At 70.5% G+C, this 17,242-nt stretch carries 10 protein-coding genes and 1 pseudogene; 8 read left to right on the forward strand and 3 right to left on the reverse strand.

The features are described 5' to 3' along the window. Positions 1-1,019 (reverse strand): annotated as a pseudogene (locus PH189_RS28885) (IS3 family transposase); the annotation flags it as partial. 109 nt (positions 1,020-1,128) lie between these two features. Beyond that, positions 1,129-1,383, reverse strand: coding sequence for an IS110 family transposase (locus PH189_RS28890; protein ID WP_274192321.1), 255 nt, complete (start codon positions 1,381-1,383; stop codon positions 1,129-1,131). A gap of 580 nt (positions 1,384-1,963) precedes the next feature. On the opposite strand from PH189_RS28890, the gene PH189_RS28895 reads away from it, so the two are divergent. From PH189_RS28895 to PH189_RS28930, 8 genes are all read left to right on the forward strand, one after another. Beyond that, entirely contained in the window at positions 1,964-2,431 is a 468-nt protein-coding gene (locus PH189_RS28895; RefSeq protein WP_274192322.1) for a LysM peptidoglycan-binding domain-containing protein, read from the forward strand. Between the two features lie 390 nt (positions 2,432-2,821). After that, the gene (locus PH189_RS28900) at positions 2,822-3,289 is read left to right on the forward strand and encodes a hypothetical protein (RefSeq protein WP_274192323.1); all 468 of its coding nucleotides are present in this window, start codon (positions 2,822-2,824) and stop codon (positions 3,287-3,289) included. A gap of 26 nt (positions 3,290-3,315) precedes the next feature. Then, positions 3,316-6,237: a tetratricopeptide repeat protein gene (locus PH189_RS28905; protein WP_274192324.1), complete on the forward strand. Its 2,922-nt coding sequence runs from the start codon at positions 3,316-3,318 to the stop codon at positions 6,235-6,237. An 8-nt stretch (positions 6,238-6,245) separates the two neighbouring features. Continuing rightward, entirely contained in the window at positions 6,246-11,678 is a 5,433-nt protein-coding gene (locus PH189_RS28910) for a CHAT domain-containing protein (RefSeq protein WP_274192325.1), read from the forward strand. Next, a complete protein-coding gene (locus PH189_RS28915) occupies positions 11,675-12,115 on the forward strand; it encodes a hypothetical protein (protein WP_274192326.1) in 441 nt (146 codons plus the stop codon). The genes PH189_RS28910 and PH189_RS28915 overlap by 4 nt, the downstream gene beginning before the upstream one ends. Before the next feature lie 16 nt (positions 12,116-12,131). Beyond that, a complete protein-coding gene (grpE, locus tag PH189_RS28920) occupies positions 12,132-12,665 on the forward strand; it encodes a nucleotide exchange factor GrpE (protein ID WP_274192327.1) in 534 nt (177 codons plus the stop codon). Continuing rightward, a complete protein-coding gene (locus PH189_RS28925) occupies positions 12,662-14,791 on the forward strand; it encodes an Hsp70 family protein (protein ID WP_274192328.1) in 2,130 nt (709 codons plus the stop codon). The genes grpE and PH189_RS28925 overlap by 4 nt, the downstream gene beginning before the upstream one ends. A gap of 6 nt (positions 14,792-14,797) precedes the next feature. Then, entirely contained in the window at positions 14,798-16,486 is a 1,689-nt protein-coding gene (locus tag PH189_RS28930; protein ID WP_274192329.1) for an Hsp70 family protein, read from the forward strand. A gap of 142 nt (positions 16,487-16,628) precedes the next feature. Here the strand turns inward: PH189_RS28930 and PH189_RS28935 are convergent, their stop codons facing one another. Next, a complete protein-coding gene (locus PH189_RS28935) occupies positions 16,629-17,228 on the reverse strand; it encodes a transposase (protein WP_274192330.1) in 600 nt (199 codons plus the stop codon). Between the last annotated feature and the right edge of the window lie 14 nt (positions 17,229-17,242).

Raw genomic sequence — 17,242 nt, forward strand, 5'->3', positions numbered from 1 at the left:
CCGACCCATCAACACCTCCATGATCGAGGTGTTGCGACGACCAGTTGAATCCGCCTTGCGAGCCGGCGTCGCTGTGGAAGATCAGCTGGTCGTGGCGGTCGCGTCCTTGCTGCCCGCGGGTCCATACGGCTTGCTCGAGCGCGTCGAGGACCAGGCTGGTGCGCATCGTGGTGGCCGCGCGCCAGCCGAGGATGCGCCGCGAGTAGGCGTCGATGACGAAGGCGACGTAGACCATCCCTGACCAGGTCGCGACGTAGGTGAAGTCGGCAACCCACAACCGATCCGGGGCCGGCGGGTTGAACTCGCGTCCGACCAGGTCGCGGGCCGCACTCCGTCGCCGGGGATGGTGGTGCGGAATCGGCGGCCGCGGCGCACGCCGGCCAGCCCGTGGGCGCGCATCAGGCGTTCCACGGTGCAGCGAGCCACCGGGATGCCCTCGCGGTTGAGCGCCAGCCAGACCTTGCGGGCGCCGTAGACGCCGTAGTTGTCCACGTGCACCCGCTCGATCTCGACCGCCAGCTCCTCGTCGCGCAGCGCCGTCGGCGGCGGCTGGGCGAGAGCGCGGCGGGCGTCGTAGTACGTGGACGGGGCGATCGGTGCGCCCAGCTCGACGAGCTGCGCGCAGATCGACTCGACGCCCCATCGCCGCCCGCAACTGGTGCGCGCGGCGTGCTCGTCGATGAACCTCACGAGCGTCGCGGTGGCCGGTCGATCTCGGCCGCGAAGAAAGCCGACGCCGCCTTGAGGATGTCGTTGGCCCGGCGCAGCTCGGCGTTCTCCCGGCGCAGGCGCTTGAGCTCGTCGGACTCTTCGCTCGTTGTTCCGGGCCGGACCCCGCCATCGACCTCGGCCTGGCGGACCCACTTGCGCACCGTCTCCCCGGTGCCGATCCCGAGCTTCTCGGCGACAGCGTTCATCGCCGCCCACGGCGACTCGTAATCACCCTGGACCTCGGCGACCATGCGCACCGCGCGCTGCCGCAACTCCGGCGGATAGGGCGGCTGGGACCGACGTGTCATGACCAGATCTCCTCAGACGATCAGATCTCCGGACACGCCGGGGCGGTTCACAGCGCGTCGATGGGGTCGGACTTGCCCCGCGTGCGCGCTGAGGACCGGGCGCCGACCATCAGCTTCGGCGGCACCCGCACCACCCGCTCCCCGGCGCGAGCAGCGCCCGCTCAAGGCGGGTGGAGACATGCCGGCAGTCCTCGACCGCCCAGGTCCGCTCGCCCGCGGCGTGCTGAGCTGCCCAACCGACCAGCGCGCGGTGACCGGTGTCGGTGGCCGCCACCGCGCGCTGGGCCAACTCGCGACCCAGCTCGTCGACCACCACCGCGGTGTGGGTGTCCTTGTGGACATCGACCCCGACCGTGAGCACCATCGAGAGGTCTCCTCTCTTCAGCCATGAGGGACACAGCTGGGCCGGCCGGCGGACACAACCTCAGTGGGGGCGCAGCCACGCTCCTATCCAGTCACGCCGGCCGGTCCCAGCCGCTGATGATCGGCACAACCCGTGATCGCCAGCCCGAGGGGCGGCACCGACGCTACGAGCCAGATCACCAGCAGCCAGGTTCCCAACCACCGCAACAGCGGCGAGCTGACCCTGACACTGGGCCAAAACTAACCCATGTCGAACCGAGAGTATTCATTGGACTCCTCAGAGCGACAAGAGCGGGTCAATACCTGATCCAGGATTGTGCACAACCTACACCAGGACGATTTCTGCTCTCTTCGGGTGATGCCGCTTCTCCTTGACGTCAATTTGGCTCAGACTCATGGCATCCACATCACGCATTAAGATCAGTTCGGGGGGATCGCGGCAGAGCAACTACGCGGTAGGCACACTCGCACAGGGCGCCTTGACCGAAGGAGTCCTTAGATCGACGCGTGCAGCTACTCGTACATCATACCCAGAAGCCGATCGTCGCGCCCTCAACAACGATGAAGGAGGTCGAGAAGTAATGGCCGAGAAGTACGTTGTCGTCCGAGGAGACACCTTCAACAAGATCGCCCGGGAGTTCGATATCACTACCGATACGCTACGTAGAGCGAACTGGCAGGTAGAAGATATTAACGACATCAAGGTAGGGCAGATACTCAACATCCCGACAACATCAGACGGAGGAGAAGAAGTGCCGAGCCTATCTGTCGTAGTCACGGAAGATGCCGACGTGGCGCGCGCATCGAACAACGAAATCGACGCGGAGGGCAAGGAGGCAGGAATCGTTGATGTCGACTTCAAGGAGGATATTCGTGAGTGGCTGTGGCAAGTGAACGTGGGAGCCGCGGATGCCTCTGACGTAGCTGGATTTGGTACCACTGAACTGGGCGGAATGACCGCTCGTACTGTGATCCGCGTCCGCACCTTTGGCCCGGATGGCAAGGCGAAGGCGCTTCCGTTCCACCTCCAGGTGTCCGAGTTCGCGTAGTCCGAAGGGGTAGCGCCTAGTCGACACCGCGCCAAGCAGGAGGCACATCGGCCGCCGCCCGTCCGGTCTTCGGCCGTTGGCGACCGACCGTTAAGGAGAGGTGTCGCCGACCTCATTCCGCTAACATGCCGAGCGCGGCGATCCAATCAGCTAGCTACCGTCGTGACGCTCGAGAAGTCCCAGCTCAATGTGCTCGCAACGGCCCACCGGGGGCCCAGGATCAGCAATCAGCGGCGGTCCAAAGCGGCTAAATTCAGGGAGCCTGTACCGGGTCGCGGGGCGCAGGCGAGAGGGTTGACGTGACTGCAGGGGCAGCCGAGACTCTGCTTTCCCTTATCCACCACCATGCGAACGCCGGGCCGTACGAGTACGGTCGGAGGAGGTGCCCTAATGTCGGGCCGGCAGGCAAGTGCGGAGCTGCTGTTCGCCGACGAGATCGACGGGGAGGTCGAAAAGCAGGTCTTCGACCTGTTCGACGGTCTCGGGCTGGCCACCACAAGCCGAAGGCGATTGGTCCACCGCGGTCCCCAGGACCTCGAGTGGCTCGTGCTCGCCGCCCTTCCGTTGCAGGCGTTCCTGAGCGCACTCGGGTCCGAGGCCGTGAAGGAACTCTACGCGGGCGTGAAGCGCGTCATCGCGCAGCGCAAGGAGCGCGCATCCGACGAGCCCGACCGTTGCGTTCCGCTTGTCCTGCAGGACGAGCGGAACGGATTGCGGGTCGTTCTCGAAGCCGACCTGCCCGCGGCGGCCTACACGCAGCTGACGACGCTCGACCTCGGCGCCTTCCGACAGGGGCCGCTGCACTACGACCGGCACCTCGGCGCCTGGCGCTCCGAGTTGGACGAAGCTGGGGGCTGATCGGGGCGGTGTGGCGACGAGGACGGTTGCGTCGGGCGCAGCAGGCCGTCGCCGGTGGTGAGCAGGCGTGGAGAAACGGCGACCTCCACGAGGCCGAGCGGCAGTTCACGCTCGCCGTGGAGGCGGTTGCCGAGAAGGTCCCGACCGACGCGGAGGCCGCAGACCTGGCCGTGCAGGCGCACATCGGACGGGGCCGCGCCCGGCTGGCGGGCGGCGACCTGCGCGGCGCGAAGACGGAGTTCGCGGCGGTGCGCCAGCTGCGACCCGGCTGGGCGACGGGCTTTTACCTCACCGGGTGCCTCGCGGCACACGCGGGCGACCTGCGCGACGCGGAGTGGTTCTTCGGCGCGGCCATCGCCCGAGATCCGGAGCACGGGGCGGCCTACCGGCAACGGGCTTTCGTTCGCGCCACCCAGGGCCGTCCCGGTGTAGCGGTCGACGATATCGCCGCGGCGGGCAGGCTGGAGCCGTTGGACGGCCGCGACCGTATGGTCGCCGCGGGTCTGCTCCTCCAGATGAGGGAATGGGAGGCCGCCGAAGCCTGGGCAACGAGCGTGGCACCGCCTCAGCCGCTGGCCGCCGCGCTGGTGGGCATCGCCCGGCACGAGCAGGGCAATCTGGACGGCGCCTTCGCCGCGTTGGAGGAGGCGTTGGCGAGCGGGTGCCGCGCTCCCGGGGCGTTACTGCACCACGGAATGGTCGGCTACCGGCTCGGCCGGTACTCCGCCGCCGTGACGTCTTGGAGGCTGCTGTGCGACCGGCATCCTGGCCAGCGCCGGTACGCTGCTCTGCTGGCCACGGCCTACCGCGCGCGGGCCTGCGATCAGCTCGCCCGGGGGGAGCTAGACGGCGCGGCGGCGGATCTGGCCGCGGCCACGCCGCGAGACCCGGTTCTTCCGCGGCTCCGTGAGCAGGCGGCCGCCCGCGCCGTCGCCGCGGGCGATCTCGACGGGGCCGTCGCGCGGCTCGACCACTTCGGCGACCTCCGAGCTGCGCACGTGCGTGCGATTGCCGAGTTCACCGGCGGAGCGCGCGCCCGCGCCGCCGCCCGCTGGCGGAACATCCTGAGCGAGTCGCCCGGCGACCAGAGGGCGCGCTTCGGCGTCGCCATCTGTGCCCTGCTCAACGGCGGGTCGGTCGACGCCGAGCTGCACGACCTAGCCGTAGGGGACGCCCACCCAACGCGCCGCCTCGCCCTACGGGCGATGGCGCTGCTCGCCGTGCGGCGGGCGGACTGGCCGGCGGCCGCCGATTTGCTCGCGGGCAGCGGCGGCGACGGGCTCGCGGACCTCCTCGCCGAGTGTCGCTACAGGGCCGGGACGCCCACGACGGCCTGGCAAGTCGCGGACGCTCTGCGGGGTGGCCGGATCGACGCGGCTGACGACGCCGTCGCCGCGGCTTTGCACGCGGGGAGCGCCCGACTTCGCCGCGAGCTGGCGCTGCGCCTGCGGCTTGGGGCGCTGCGGTCCGCGCAGGACCGTCGGTGGCAGCAGGCCGCAGACCTCCTCGCTACCGCCCGCATCGCGGATGATTCGTCGGACGTGCCGGTGCTCCTTGCCTCGTTGATCGGGGGGCTGGGCGGCAAGCGGTCCGAGGCGATCTGCCAGATCCAGGCCGCAAGTAGGCAGGCCCCCGCCGACATGCGCCTCTGCCACGTTCTGGCACTGATGACGTTGCACGCGCTCGGCACCGACCGGAGGGCGGATACCGATGTGCGCAGGATGTGCGTCGGCGCATGGGCGTCGATCCTCAATACGCCATCGCACTGGAACGGCGTCCGACGACGGGCTCAGCGTCGGTACGGCTGCGGGCTGGGTGGCGCGCACATCGCCGCCGCGCAGGCGAAGTTGCGCGATCTCGTCGAAGAGCGGCTCGTGGCCGCCGGGGATGCGACCACGGGCACGCTTCTGCGTCGTGAGCACACCGCTGCCCAGCTGCTCGGCGATCTCGGCGGCCTGCCCCTCGATGGCGCCGCCGACGTCCGCCTGACCTGCGGACCCGTGCGCATTGCCGAGCTAGGCCTGCACCGCAAGCTCAGCAGCTTCCTCAGCGAGCAAGTCGACAACGCCGAGAACGACGCGGAGGCCGTTGTAGCGGCGATCCGCGGCTTCTCCCAGGTCGGGTTCGTCGACGTCCACCTGGCCGCTGGGCGCCCGGAGGAGGCGGTGCGGGCGGCGCTCGACCTCCGGTGCCCGCATTGCGCCGACGGGTCGCCCGGCGACGAGCCCGCCCAGTGCGCTCCCGACTGCCCGGACTTCGATGCCTACAACCCGGCCTTCGCCGCTATGGACGGCAAATACGAGGAACTGCTGTACTGCGGCGGCGAGCGGGCCGTCGACGGGCTGCTTGAGCTAGCGAAAACTCGCATTACCGCCGCTGAGCCGGATCTAGCGGTGGCGACTCGGTCCTGGCGCCAGGCCGTCGAGCTCGGGGACCGGTTCGACATTCCGAAGGTCGTGGGCCGGGTGACCGCGACGGTGCTCGGCAGGGTTGCCGCGCTCTCGCGGGGCTCGCGCTGGGCGGAGGCCGTCGATCTGCTGAATGTGGCGTTCGAGCTCGTACCGGAGACGGCCGTCGAGGAGCGGGAACAGGTGCAGGTCCGCTTGTCGTCGCTGCTGACCACCCGGGGGATCGACGTCTACAACGCCGACCAGAGCCAGATCGAGCTGGCGTCCGCCGATCTCCACCGGGCGATCGAGCTGTCGCCCCACCAGATCCGACCCCGACAGAACCTCGGCCGGATCCTGCGCAACAGTGCGCTCGACCGACGGCGCAAGGGTGATGTTGCCGGCGCCCTCGAGGACTTAGAGCAGTCGATCGAGCAATTCGAGCAGGCCCTCGTCGTCCGCCCGGGCCACCGGCCGCTGGTCGACGAACTCGACCTCGCGCACCACAGTCTCGATTCGCTGCTGGGCGCGCTGGCTGAAGAGTTCCGGAAGCGAGCATGAGGGCCGGCATGGAGTTCGACGAGCTGCGGGTGCGCCTGCGGCGGATCGGCACCGCCCGCTACCTGGCCCTGGTCAACGGATCGGCACAGGCCGCGACTGTGTTGCCGATTGGCGAGGAGCCCGCACAGCTGCGGGCCGAGTTCGGGCAGCTGCTCAACATCGAGGTTGGCGCCGAGCCCGCGGGGCCGACCGACGTCGGTGAGCGGCTGCGCTCGCTCGGCAGGGCAATCTTTGACCTTTTGTTCGACGAGGCGCTGCGCGGCTGCCTGAATAAGGCGCTGAACGCCGCTCAGGCGCGCAGTCAGGGTCTTCGTCTGCGGTTCGACCTCCCGCCGGAGCTCGCCGACCTACCGTTGGAAGCCTTGCGCTCGTCACCCGACCGCGCCGAGCAGACCCTCGCCCTGAACGCATCCCTGTCGGTCGCCCGCAGCGTGGCGGGCGAAACCTCCGGCCAACGACTGCCGACGGCCGACGAGCCACCGGACTTCATCCACCTGCTGGTCGCCGTGGCCTCGCCCGCCGAACGGTCGCTGACCCCGCTGGACGCGAGCCGTGAGATGGAGGCGCTGCACGCCGCGCTGCCCGATCTCGCTGTGCGAATTGACGTCATGGAGCACACCACTCGGCGGGCGCTGGCGTCGTGGCTGTCCAGCCACTCCGACCGCCCGACGGCGGTGCTGTTGATCGCCCACGGACGCTACGACGAGGAGCGGGCCGAGGGCCTTGTATTGCTCGAGGCCGAGGACGGCACCACCGACGAGGTCAGCGGGCACCTCCTGAGCGGCATCCTCATCCGCGCGCAACGGCTGCGTCTCGTCGTGCTCAACCTGTGTTTCGGGGCGCGCAGCTCGGCGGCCGAGCCGTTCTCCGGACTGGCGCAGTCATTGATAGGGCGCGGCCTCCCGGCGGTCGTGGGCATGAACGGCCTCGTCACCGACCGCGCGGCCGCAACCTTCGGACCGCGACTCCTCGAGGGCTTGTGTATCAACCGGACCATCGACGAGGCGATGACAGCCGCCCGCCAGCACATCGTCGACATGCCGCGCCACACGCGCGTGGAGTGGGTGACGCCGACGCTTTTCCTGCACGGCGCGTGCGGGCACGGCTGGCTGTTCAAGGCGCGCCAGGTGCACGACACCGACGACGAGGTCCATGACTTCCTGCGACAGGGCGCGCACGCTGTCGCGCAGCTCGAGAAGCCGGGCAACGTCAAGCGGGCGGTCGCGCTCGCGGCGGCCCGTTACAAGCTCGCCTGCTACGACTGGGCGGGGGTCCAGCGCTTGGTCAGCGGATTGGGAGCGCATCCGGAAGCGGCTTTCCTGCTCACCCAGGCCAACCTCGAGCTGGCGTGGTCGGGTGTCGAGCGACTCTGCGCAGTCCTCGCCGCCGAGGACGGCACCGACAAGGCGACCGCGGCCCTCGACGCCGTGCGCGCCCGCCTGCCGGGCCAGCTCGCGCAACGGCTCGACGAGGAGATCCGTGGGGCACACCGGTGCGAGGAGTTCGTCACCCGCGCCGCGCAGGCCGTGGAGAGCGCGGACTGGGCCGCCGCCGTCGCCGCCTACGCACAGGTGCTCGACGAGCGGCCCGCGGGCTTCCGGGACGTGTCCGAACGGCTCGCGGCATCGCGCGCGGAGCTGACGTTAGCCCAGCAGTACACCGCCGCGCAGGAGCATGCGACGGCCGGAGAATGGACCGCCATGCTGGCCGCGCTCAACGAACTCCTGAACCGACGGCCCGAGGGCTATCGCGACTCCGCCGAATGGGCGGCCTACGCACGCGGTCGGTGCGAGGAGGCCGCAGATAACTGGGTGGCCGCCGAGGCAGCCTACCGCGAATGCCACGCGCTCGACGACGCGCCCGCCCGCGCGGCCTATGCGCGCGGCCGGGTGGCGGCCGCCGCCGACGACTGGGCCGCTGCAGACACCGCGTTCGTCACGGCTTGCGAGCACGGCACGGCGCCGGACGAGTGGATCGGCTACGCGCGTGCCCGTGCGGCGGAGGACGGCGGTCTATGGGATGCGGCCGAGTCCGGCTATGTCGCGCTCGACGACTTCCGTGACAGCCGTGAGCGTGCGGTGTTCGTCGGCGGCCGCGCCGCGGCCGATGCCGGCGACATGGCACGCGCACTCGTCGCGTACCGCGCGCTGCTCGCGATGGGCTGGCATATCGCCACGCTCGTCGAGGAGACCGGCGCGGCCCTTCGGGCGCAGGTGCAGGCCGCCGAGGCAGCCCGTGACTGGCCGCGGGTCGTCGCTCTTCTCGACGCGCTGGCCGACGACGCCGTCGCCGATCGGCGGCACTACGCGGCGGCCCGGGTCGCCGAGGCCGCAGAGGACTGGCCCGTGGCCGCCGAGCGCTACGCCGCATGCGGGTACGCCGACGGCAACCACCGCGCGCGGTACGCCGCGGGCCGGATGGCTGAAGACGACGGCCGCTGGGACGACGCCCACCAGGAGTACGCCGCACTGCCCGCGTCGCTGCTCGACGTCCGAGCGCGGAGGTGGTGGACCGCGGGCCGGGACGCCGACGCGCGCGGCGACTGGTCCGGGGTTGTCCGCGGCTTCGATGAGCTGCCGGACACGTTCGCGGGCGGCGAGGTGAAGCGGCACCGCTCGTTCGCCAGGGCCCGGCTGGCCGCGGAGAGCGGCGACTGGCGCTCGGTCCTGTCGCAGCTCGGCGACGCGCTCGACGGCGCGCGCGACGGCCAGGTCGGCCTGCTCCGCACGTGGGCCCGCGGGCACCTCGCGGAGGAGGCGGAGGACTGGGCGGGCGCCGTCGAGATTTACCGCGGTGAGCCCGGGGCGCCCGAAATGGCCGAAGCGCTGGCCTACGCCGAGGCCCGGCTGCACGAGTCGCGGGCGGACTGGGCGGCTGCGCTGAGGGCGTACAGAAAGCTCCCAGACGGGCACCGCGACGGCGCCACCCGCGCTGGGTATTGCGCCGCCCGGATACTCGAACTCGACCTCGAGTCGGCCGACGGCGGGGACGGCGAGGACGAGTGGGCTCGGGTGGTCGACGCTTACGCCGAGCTGCCACCGGAGTTCGCCGATGTCGCGGCGCGGTCGGCCTACGCCCGACTGCGGTCGGCGCTGCACCGGCGGGACTGGGTGGGCGCGGCGGACCTTCCGGCGGACGTAGCCGGCTACCGCGACACCCGCGTGCTCGCCGCGTACGCCAACGGCCGGGTCGCCGAGCAGGCCGAGGAGTGGGCTGAGGCGCTGGCGGCGTACACCGAGAGCGGTGACCACGCCGACGGGCCCGCGCGCCGCGCCTACATTGAGGGCCGCTGCAACGAGCAGGACGGACGCTGGTCGGCCGCCGTGTCGGCCTACCGGCGGGCGGGCGTGGTTGCTGACGCCGCCGCCCGCCGCCACCGGCTTGCCGCACTGCTCGCGGAGCTGCCCTGGGCGGACGAGCTGGCGGGCACCGAGCTCGCCCCCGACCCCATCGCCGTGGCCGACCCGACCTTCCCGTACCGCGCGCTGCGGTCGGTGGGCGTCACGCCCGCCTCGTCCACCGAAACCGTCAAGAACGCGACCTATGCCCTCATGGAGCAGGGCGGCATCAGCGGCCCGGAGCGCGTTGCGTGGGACCAGCTGCGCACGCCCGCCCGGCGGCTCGTCGTCGACGCGCAGCTCTACACGTTCCACGACGGGGCGGGGCTCGCCCGCGATCTGAATGCGTTGGAACCCGCCGACGGCAGCGTGCTACTGGCCCGGCTCTGCGAACGCCTGCCGGAGGACGCACCGCTGCTTACCCTCCTCGCCGGGCACCGGGCCGAGGCGGTGGCGGCGTGGCAGAGCAGGCTCGCCGCGGCGCCATGTGACGTAGCGGTGGCGCACCGCTTGGCCATCACCTCGGCCTGGCGGGCGCAAGATCAGGAGGCCAGCGGCGCCTGGGAGCAGGCCGAGCGGACCTGGCGCACGGCGCTGACCTGCTGGGCCGTGGTCCTAACCGACGACGAGCACTGGGTCGGCTGGCGGCAGAACCGCGCGGCCCGATACGGGCAGGCGATCACCCCGGCGGACACCACGCGCATGCGCGCCGCGCTCGGTGCGCACCTCATGGCGGTTCTCACCAGGCACGGCGAACGGCACGCCGCGGCGGGGCGGCCGGAGCAGGAACGCCGGTACGAGGCGCTCGTGGCGTTCTTCGAAGCGGAGCTAGAAGCGGCGCAAGTGCTGAAGGAGGCCGGTGGCCTGCCGCTGGGCGATGACGAGGCCAATCGGCTGGCCTGTGGGGCCGCCTACCTGCGCTTCGTCGATCTAGTCGGTGCGCTTGGTCGGTTTGTAGCCGCGGCCGATCCGCTCCCGGGTGACAAGCCGCTGGCGGGCGACCGCCAGGTCGACGAGGCCGTCATGCGTAGGCTGCGCCAGCTGTTCTCCGAGCTCTGCACCGCCAGCCTGTTAGCCGAGCAGCACCGGTACCAAGCGGCGCTGGACGCGCTGCCGTCCTTCCACCGCAATCGGCTCGTCGAGCTGCCGCCGGACTGCGCGGGTCCCGCTTCGTCTGCGCACGAGTCGGACGGCGGGTGCCCGGCGTGTGGGGCGTTCCTCGACCGCAACCCGGCCTACACCTATCTGCCGGGCCGGTGGGCGCGGTTACAGCACGACGCGGTCGACCTCGCCGTGCGGGCTCACTTGTTCATCGCCCGTGGTTTGCTGACCGAGCGTCGCCGCTTCCCCGAGGCGATGACCAGGCTGGCCGGGGCGATCCGGCTGTCCGCGAACGCGGCCATCACCGTGCGCACGCGGACCGCCGCTCTGGGCATGGTGCTGGGCCGGGTGAGCGCGCTCGAACAGGGCCGCCTGGCGATCGACCGACTCGACGAGGCCGTGGCGCTCGTCGAGCTCGCCCAGCCGGTGGTGGGCGCGCCCGGCCGCGAACAGCTGACCGCCAAGCTGGCGAGCCTGCTGGTCTCCCGAGGTGTGTGGTACGGCTCCTCGTGCCGCAATGTGGGGATCGAGCCCGACATGGGCAGGGCCATCGTCGACCTGCGCCGCGCGCTGGAGCTGCGGCCAGGTTCGGCGCGGGCTCGTGACAACCTCGCCAGGGCGTTGATGTACGACCCGACCCCGCGCCGTCCCGCCGAACGGTTGCCTCACCTCGTCGAGGCGCTCGCGATCGTGAACGAGGGCCTGCGCCAGGCCGAGGCGAGCACGCTGCTGCGGGAATGCCTGCTCAACGTGCTGGACGAGATCGAGTCGCTGGTGCTCGCCGAGCTGTCCGTCGCCGAGTTGGCCACCCTGGTCAGCGCGGACAACACAACCGACGACGATCCGGATCCGGATCCGGATCCGGATCCGGCCGCGGCCCGGGCGCGAGGCGTGCACGACCTGGTCAAGGCGGTCCGGGGCGTCCGCGCCGAGCCACTGGACGCGACGCGGCGGGCCGCGCTGCTGCGGAGGCTCCGGACCCGAGTGCGGGAGATCTCATGATCGTGGACCCGGAGACCGCCTGGGACGGCGAGTTCCCTTACGACGCGCTCGGCCCGATCGGGATCACCCCCAGCTCATCCCAAGGTGAGGTGAACGACGCCTCGTTCGTTCTGATGACCCGGCGCTTGCTCAACGCCAAAACGCAGAAGGCGTGGGACGAGTTGCGCGACGTCAACCGGCGGCTGGTCATCGACTGCCTCCTCTACGACCTCGATCTCGATATGGAGGTCCGCCGGGCCCGGGAGGCCGTCGAGCGTGCGCTCGCAGAGCCGGGCGAGCCGCCCGAGGTCGCCGCGGGTCTGATCGTCACCTCGGAGCTGCTGGAGGGGCTGCTCGACGTCGGGCCACACGTCCGTCTTGCGCCGCCTCGGCCGCCGGTGCTGCCGGACGTCCCGCCCGTGACCCTGATCCTCGACCTGATTGAGTTCGACCGGTGAACCCAGGAGTGTGCCCATGAGTCACCGCAACCGTTCCCGACGGCGCCCGCGGGCCACCGCGGCTGCCATGCCCGCAGACTCAACGCCAGAGAGCTTCCTCGGCGCGTTGGCGGCCACCCGGGTGCACACCGCGAAGCTGGTTCGCGGAATGGACGCCCACCGCGCGCACTCCGAGGAGGTGCTCCGCGAGATCAACCGGCACGAGCTCGACACCAAGCGAATGCTGGACGGTCTCGCCAGGGTTCTCGACGCCTGCCACCGGCTGCTCGACGACAAGACCGAGACCGATGTCGAGCGCTACCGGGCCAGCGTCCGCCGTGTCTCGGGATTGCTCGACGACCTACTGTCCAACCACAGCCGCATGGAGCTGATCGGCAGGACGGGCGAGATCGCTGACCCGGAAACCCACGAGGTCATCGAGGTGCGCGATGACGGCGCCACCGCCCGGGACACCGTGCTCAAGGTGGTTGATCGAGGAATCCGTTTCCGCGGTGAGCTCCTCCGACCGGCGTCCGTGATCGTCTCGTCAGGAAAGGACCCGAGCGCATGACGTCGATCGGCATTGACCTCGGCACAACGAACTCCCTCGTCGCTCTCTACGATCCGGCGGCGACCAGCGCGATCGTGATCCCCGTCAGCGGCGCGCGCGCGACGCCGTCGGTCGTCGCCGTGCGTCAGAAGGAGGACAAGGACGAGCTGCTCGTCGGCAGACCCGCACTCAACTGGGCCAAGGCTGATCCGCAGAACACTATTGTGTCCGTCAAGCGACTGATGGGCCGGGACCTCGCCGACGACGTCGTCGCGCAGACCATCGACCGGCGCGCATACGAGATCGTGCACGGATCCGACGACGACCCGCGCGCCCACGTGGTGATGGCGGGCACCCGCTTTACCCCCGCCGCGATCTCGGGCATGATCCTTCAGCGCCTCCGGCACGGCGCCGAGGACCGGCTCAAGCAGGACATCACCCACGCCGTGATCACGGTGCCCGCCTACTTCTCGACCGCACAACGCACCGCCACTCGGGAGGCGGGCGAGCAGGCGGGGCTGACCGTCAAGCGGATCATCGACGAGCCCACGGCGGCCGCCATCGCCTTTGGCGTCGAATTGCGCGAAGGCGACCGCCGCCGGGTGCTGGTCTTCGACCTCGGCGGCGGCACCTTCGACATCTCTGTGCTCAACGCAACGCGCGACGCGGAGGGCCACAACCACTTCCAGGTGCTGGACTTTGTCGGCGACAACTGGCTCGGCGGCGACGACTTCGACGACCTGATCGTCGAGAAGATCAACGCATACGTTCGGGATCGGACCGGGCTCGACCCGTCCGGCAGCGCGGAGTACCGCTTCCACGCCAAGCGCGCAGCCGAGGAGGCCAAGCGGGAGCTGAGCGAGGCCGACTCAGCGGACATCGTCATCCCGGCGGCGTTCCGCGCGTCCGGGAGCACCTACGACGTCGAGATGACGCTCGAGCGCGGGGAGTTCGACGAGATGATCGCCCCGCTGGTGGACAAAACGCTTTCGCTGGTGCGCTCGGCCCTCGAACGCCAGGGTCTTAGCCCCGACGACATTTCCGACGTGCTGCTTGTCGGCGGGTCCACGCTAATCCCCAAGGTCTACAGCGCGGTAGAGAACTACTTCGGCAAGGCCAAGGTGCGGAAGCACGTCGACCCAATGGAGTGCGTCGCGATCGGGGCCGGGATCCTCGCGGGCACGCTCAGCGGGTTCGAGTGCGCGGCCTGCGGCACGGTCAACGACGACTCCCGCGACACCTGCGTGAACGCCCAGTGCGGCGCCGACCTGTCGACCGCGCGATCGATCGGCGACACGCACGTCTACGACGTGACCGGCATGGCGCTCGGCGTCCGCGCGGTGCGCGGCAGCCAGTCCGACGCGTTCGTGCCGATCATCCCCCGGGGTACGCCCTACCCGACCAGCGAGCCGATCCGACACACGTTCGAAGCCACGGATGGACGGGTGATCCGAGTGCCGGTGTTCGAGGGCGACGATCCCATGGCCAGCCGCAACCACGAGCAGGGCGTGATCGAGTACGAGCTGCCCGAGAAGATCGACATCCACACACGCGTGACCGTCAGCTTCCACTTCGACATGAACCGGGTGCTCCACGTGACGATTGGCGTGCCCGGCACGTCGTTGGAGTACCGCAAGGAGCTGCGCTTCGACGTGGCCCGCAGCGGCAAGCCCGCGCCTGCCGTCAAGGAAGAGGAGGAGGTCACCCACCGTGAGGACCTGATCTACGCCGAGGAGACGACCCGCCGGTTCCTGCGAACCTACGAGCAGTTCCTCGACGCCACCCAGACAATGAAGATCAATGCCGATCTGGAGCGCGCACAGAACGCGCTGGTGTTCTCCGACCCGGCCGAGTGCCGTCGGATGATCAGTGTGCTGGAGTCGGACATCTTCGCCACAGGCCTGGCCTCGCAGCTCTACCTGGCCGAGCGGGCGGCCGAGCGGGCGAGCCCCGCCGACGCCGAGCAGATCAACCAAGCGATCGCTCGCCTGCAGAAGGAGTACCTTGGAGGCAGGCGCGACGCCGCCGTCGACGAAGCCCAGGTGCTCAAGGTGATGACCGCGAAGATCTGGCAGCAGCACCAGGTCGGCGCGATCGAGGACGCCGAGGACTTCAACGGCCTCCTGAGGATCGTGGAAGGGTCGTAGGCGAGCGTGGCTCCAATCCATGTCGGTATCGATCTCGGCAGCACCGGCCTCCGTGCGGCCTACGGGGAACCGGACGGCCCGGGCAGCTTCGTCGAGCTCGGGGCGGACGAGTGGCCGTGGCTCCAATGCCTGCCCGCGGTGGCGGACGGCCCAGTGCCGGTTCGGTTCGCCAGCCTCAAGGGCCGCCTCGGAACCGACGGCGATGCCGGTGCGGTGCTGCTCGCTGACGCCTTCGGGGCACTGCGCGAACGGATCGCACGGGATACGTCAGCCCGCATCGCCCGTACCGCGATCGCCGTACCCGCGCGGTTCACGTCCCGGCAGCGGTCGGCCCTGCTGGAGCTGACGAACGGCGTCGACCTCGGCCCGGTGGACCTCGTCACCGACTCGGTGGCCGCCGCCATCGGGCACCTCGGCGCCGAGGGCCTCGGCACCTGCCTGGTCTACGGGATGGGATACGAGGGGTTCGAGCTCGGCCTCGTACGCGGTGTGCGCGGCCGCTACCGGGTCCTCGGCTACGAGGCGGGCAACACAGCTGGGGGCAGCACCCTCGATGAGGCCCTGATCGTCGCCTGGCTGCAGGTGATGGACCACTACGGCTCGCTGTCCGACGAGACCGGTAGCGGCGACGAGTTCTGGCTCCAGCTGCGGCGTATCGCCGAAAAGGTGAAGGAACAGCTCGTCAGGACGTCCGCGCCGGTCGTCTTCCCGATGTTCGCCCTGGCGGGCAACCGGCAACTGCGGCTTACCGTCCAGCTCGAGCCGCAGTCGTTCGAGCCACTGACGAAGTGCGTCGTGGCCCGCACGCTCGACCGCGCCGACGCGCTGTTCAAGCAGGTGGAGCTGGCTCGGCAGGACGTCGAGACGGTGCTGCTACTCGGCGGCAGCACCCGAATACCGCAGCTGCGGCGGTTGGTATCGGGGCTGGGCCAGGCGATTGTGCCCACCGCGCGTGAGCACCTCGCCCGCGGCGCGCTGGCCCACGCCCGCAGGCTCTCGGGACGACTGCCCGTCGCCGAGGAGGAGCAGGCGGGCCCGGAGACCAACGTGCGGGTCGAGCAGGCCCTCGAACCACCCCTACTTGGCGCGACGGTGCTGACGGCGCCCGATCTGGGGCAGCCTGACGATCCGCGGCGCCCGGCGTCCGAGCTAGCCCGGGCCCGCGAGCTGCTCGACGCCGGTCGGGCCGACGAGGCCGAGGCGGTGGTGCGGCGCGTCCAGGCGGCGGCCGCGGAAATCCTCGACGAAATCGGCGCGAGTCGGGCCCGGCCGGCGATCGGCGCGCGGCCGGAGCCGTCGCCCGGCTCGGAGCTGCTTACCATGGCGCGCAAGCGGCTGGCCCATGGGCAGGCGGAAGAAGCCATCCAACTCGCGCACCTGGCGTGGCAGCGGGAGCCCGACGGGCTCGACATTTTCCATGCGATGATCGACGTTCACTGCTCGGCCGCGACGGCCAACCCGACCGTCGCGACCTTCGGCCGCGACGACCGGTGGCTGCGGTGCGCACTCGCGCACGACCCGAGCAACGCCCGGGTGCGTGGCCTGCTCGCCGACCGTAACCACCTGCACGCCAAGGAACTGCACCGAACGGGCAAGTTGAGCGAAGCCCTGCACGCGGTGGAGCAGGCGTTGGCCTGGAACCCCGAACATCACGACGCAGAAGGCCTCCGGCAGCGTCTCGGCCGGCAACGCTGAGGCCGCTCCCCAGCCACCGATGAGTTTCCGACCCCTTCGGTCGATACCTGGTTCGCCCCGGGTTCGGCGGAGTCGGGTAGCTGGGATTCTGGTCGCGTGACCCGGAGGAGGGGTGCGTGGGCAGGCGTGGTTATCCGGCTCTTCACCATGAAGCGTGGAGGCGGCCTCTCAGCGCGGTGGTGGCAGGAGTCTGCCAGTCGACGCCGCAGTGGAGCAGTAGTCGCAGTCGGTAGTTGGTGAAGTTGCGGAAGCCGTGCCCGACCCGCTTCACCTTCTTGATCAGTAGGTTGACCGCCTCGGTGGGTCCGTTGGACACGCCGGCGACGGTGAAGCGGGCGAGGAGTTCGTCGTGCCAGGAGTCCAGGGTGCGGGCCAGCCGGTGCAGCTCGGGCACCTCGGAGTCGGCGCAGAACGCCAGCCAGCGGTAGAACACCGCCGCGGCGCGGGCGGGGTCGGTGTGGCGGTAGAGCAGCCGCAGCTCCTGAGCGGCGATCCACGCGGCGGCGACTTCGCCGTCGGGGTCGCCGAGGTCCAGGCCGCGCAGCAGCCGGGTCCAGGACAGGTCCGAGTGGTGGTCGTGGCCGCGGCGCAAGACCCGGCGAATGCCGTAGAGCGGGTCGCCGGCCCGGCCGCGGTGCCCGAGGGTCTCCTGCTGGACCCGGCGGCGGACCTGGTCGACCGCGTCGAACCCGAGCCGGACGACGTGGAAGGCGTCCAGCACGCGGACCGCGGAGCCTGTCACGATTCCCGTGTAAG

It is taken from the genome of Actinomycetospora chibensis (genome assembly GCF_028737215.1).
Taxonomy (GTDB): domain Bacteria; phylum Actinomycetota; class Actinomycetes; order Mycobacteriales; family Pseudonocardiaceae; genus Actinomycetospora; species Actinomycetospora chibensis.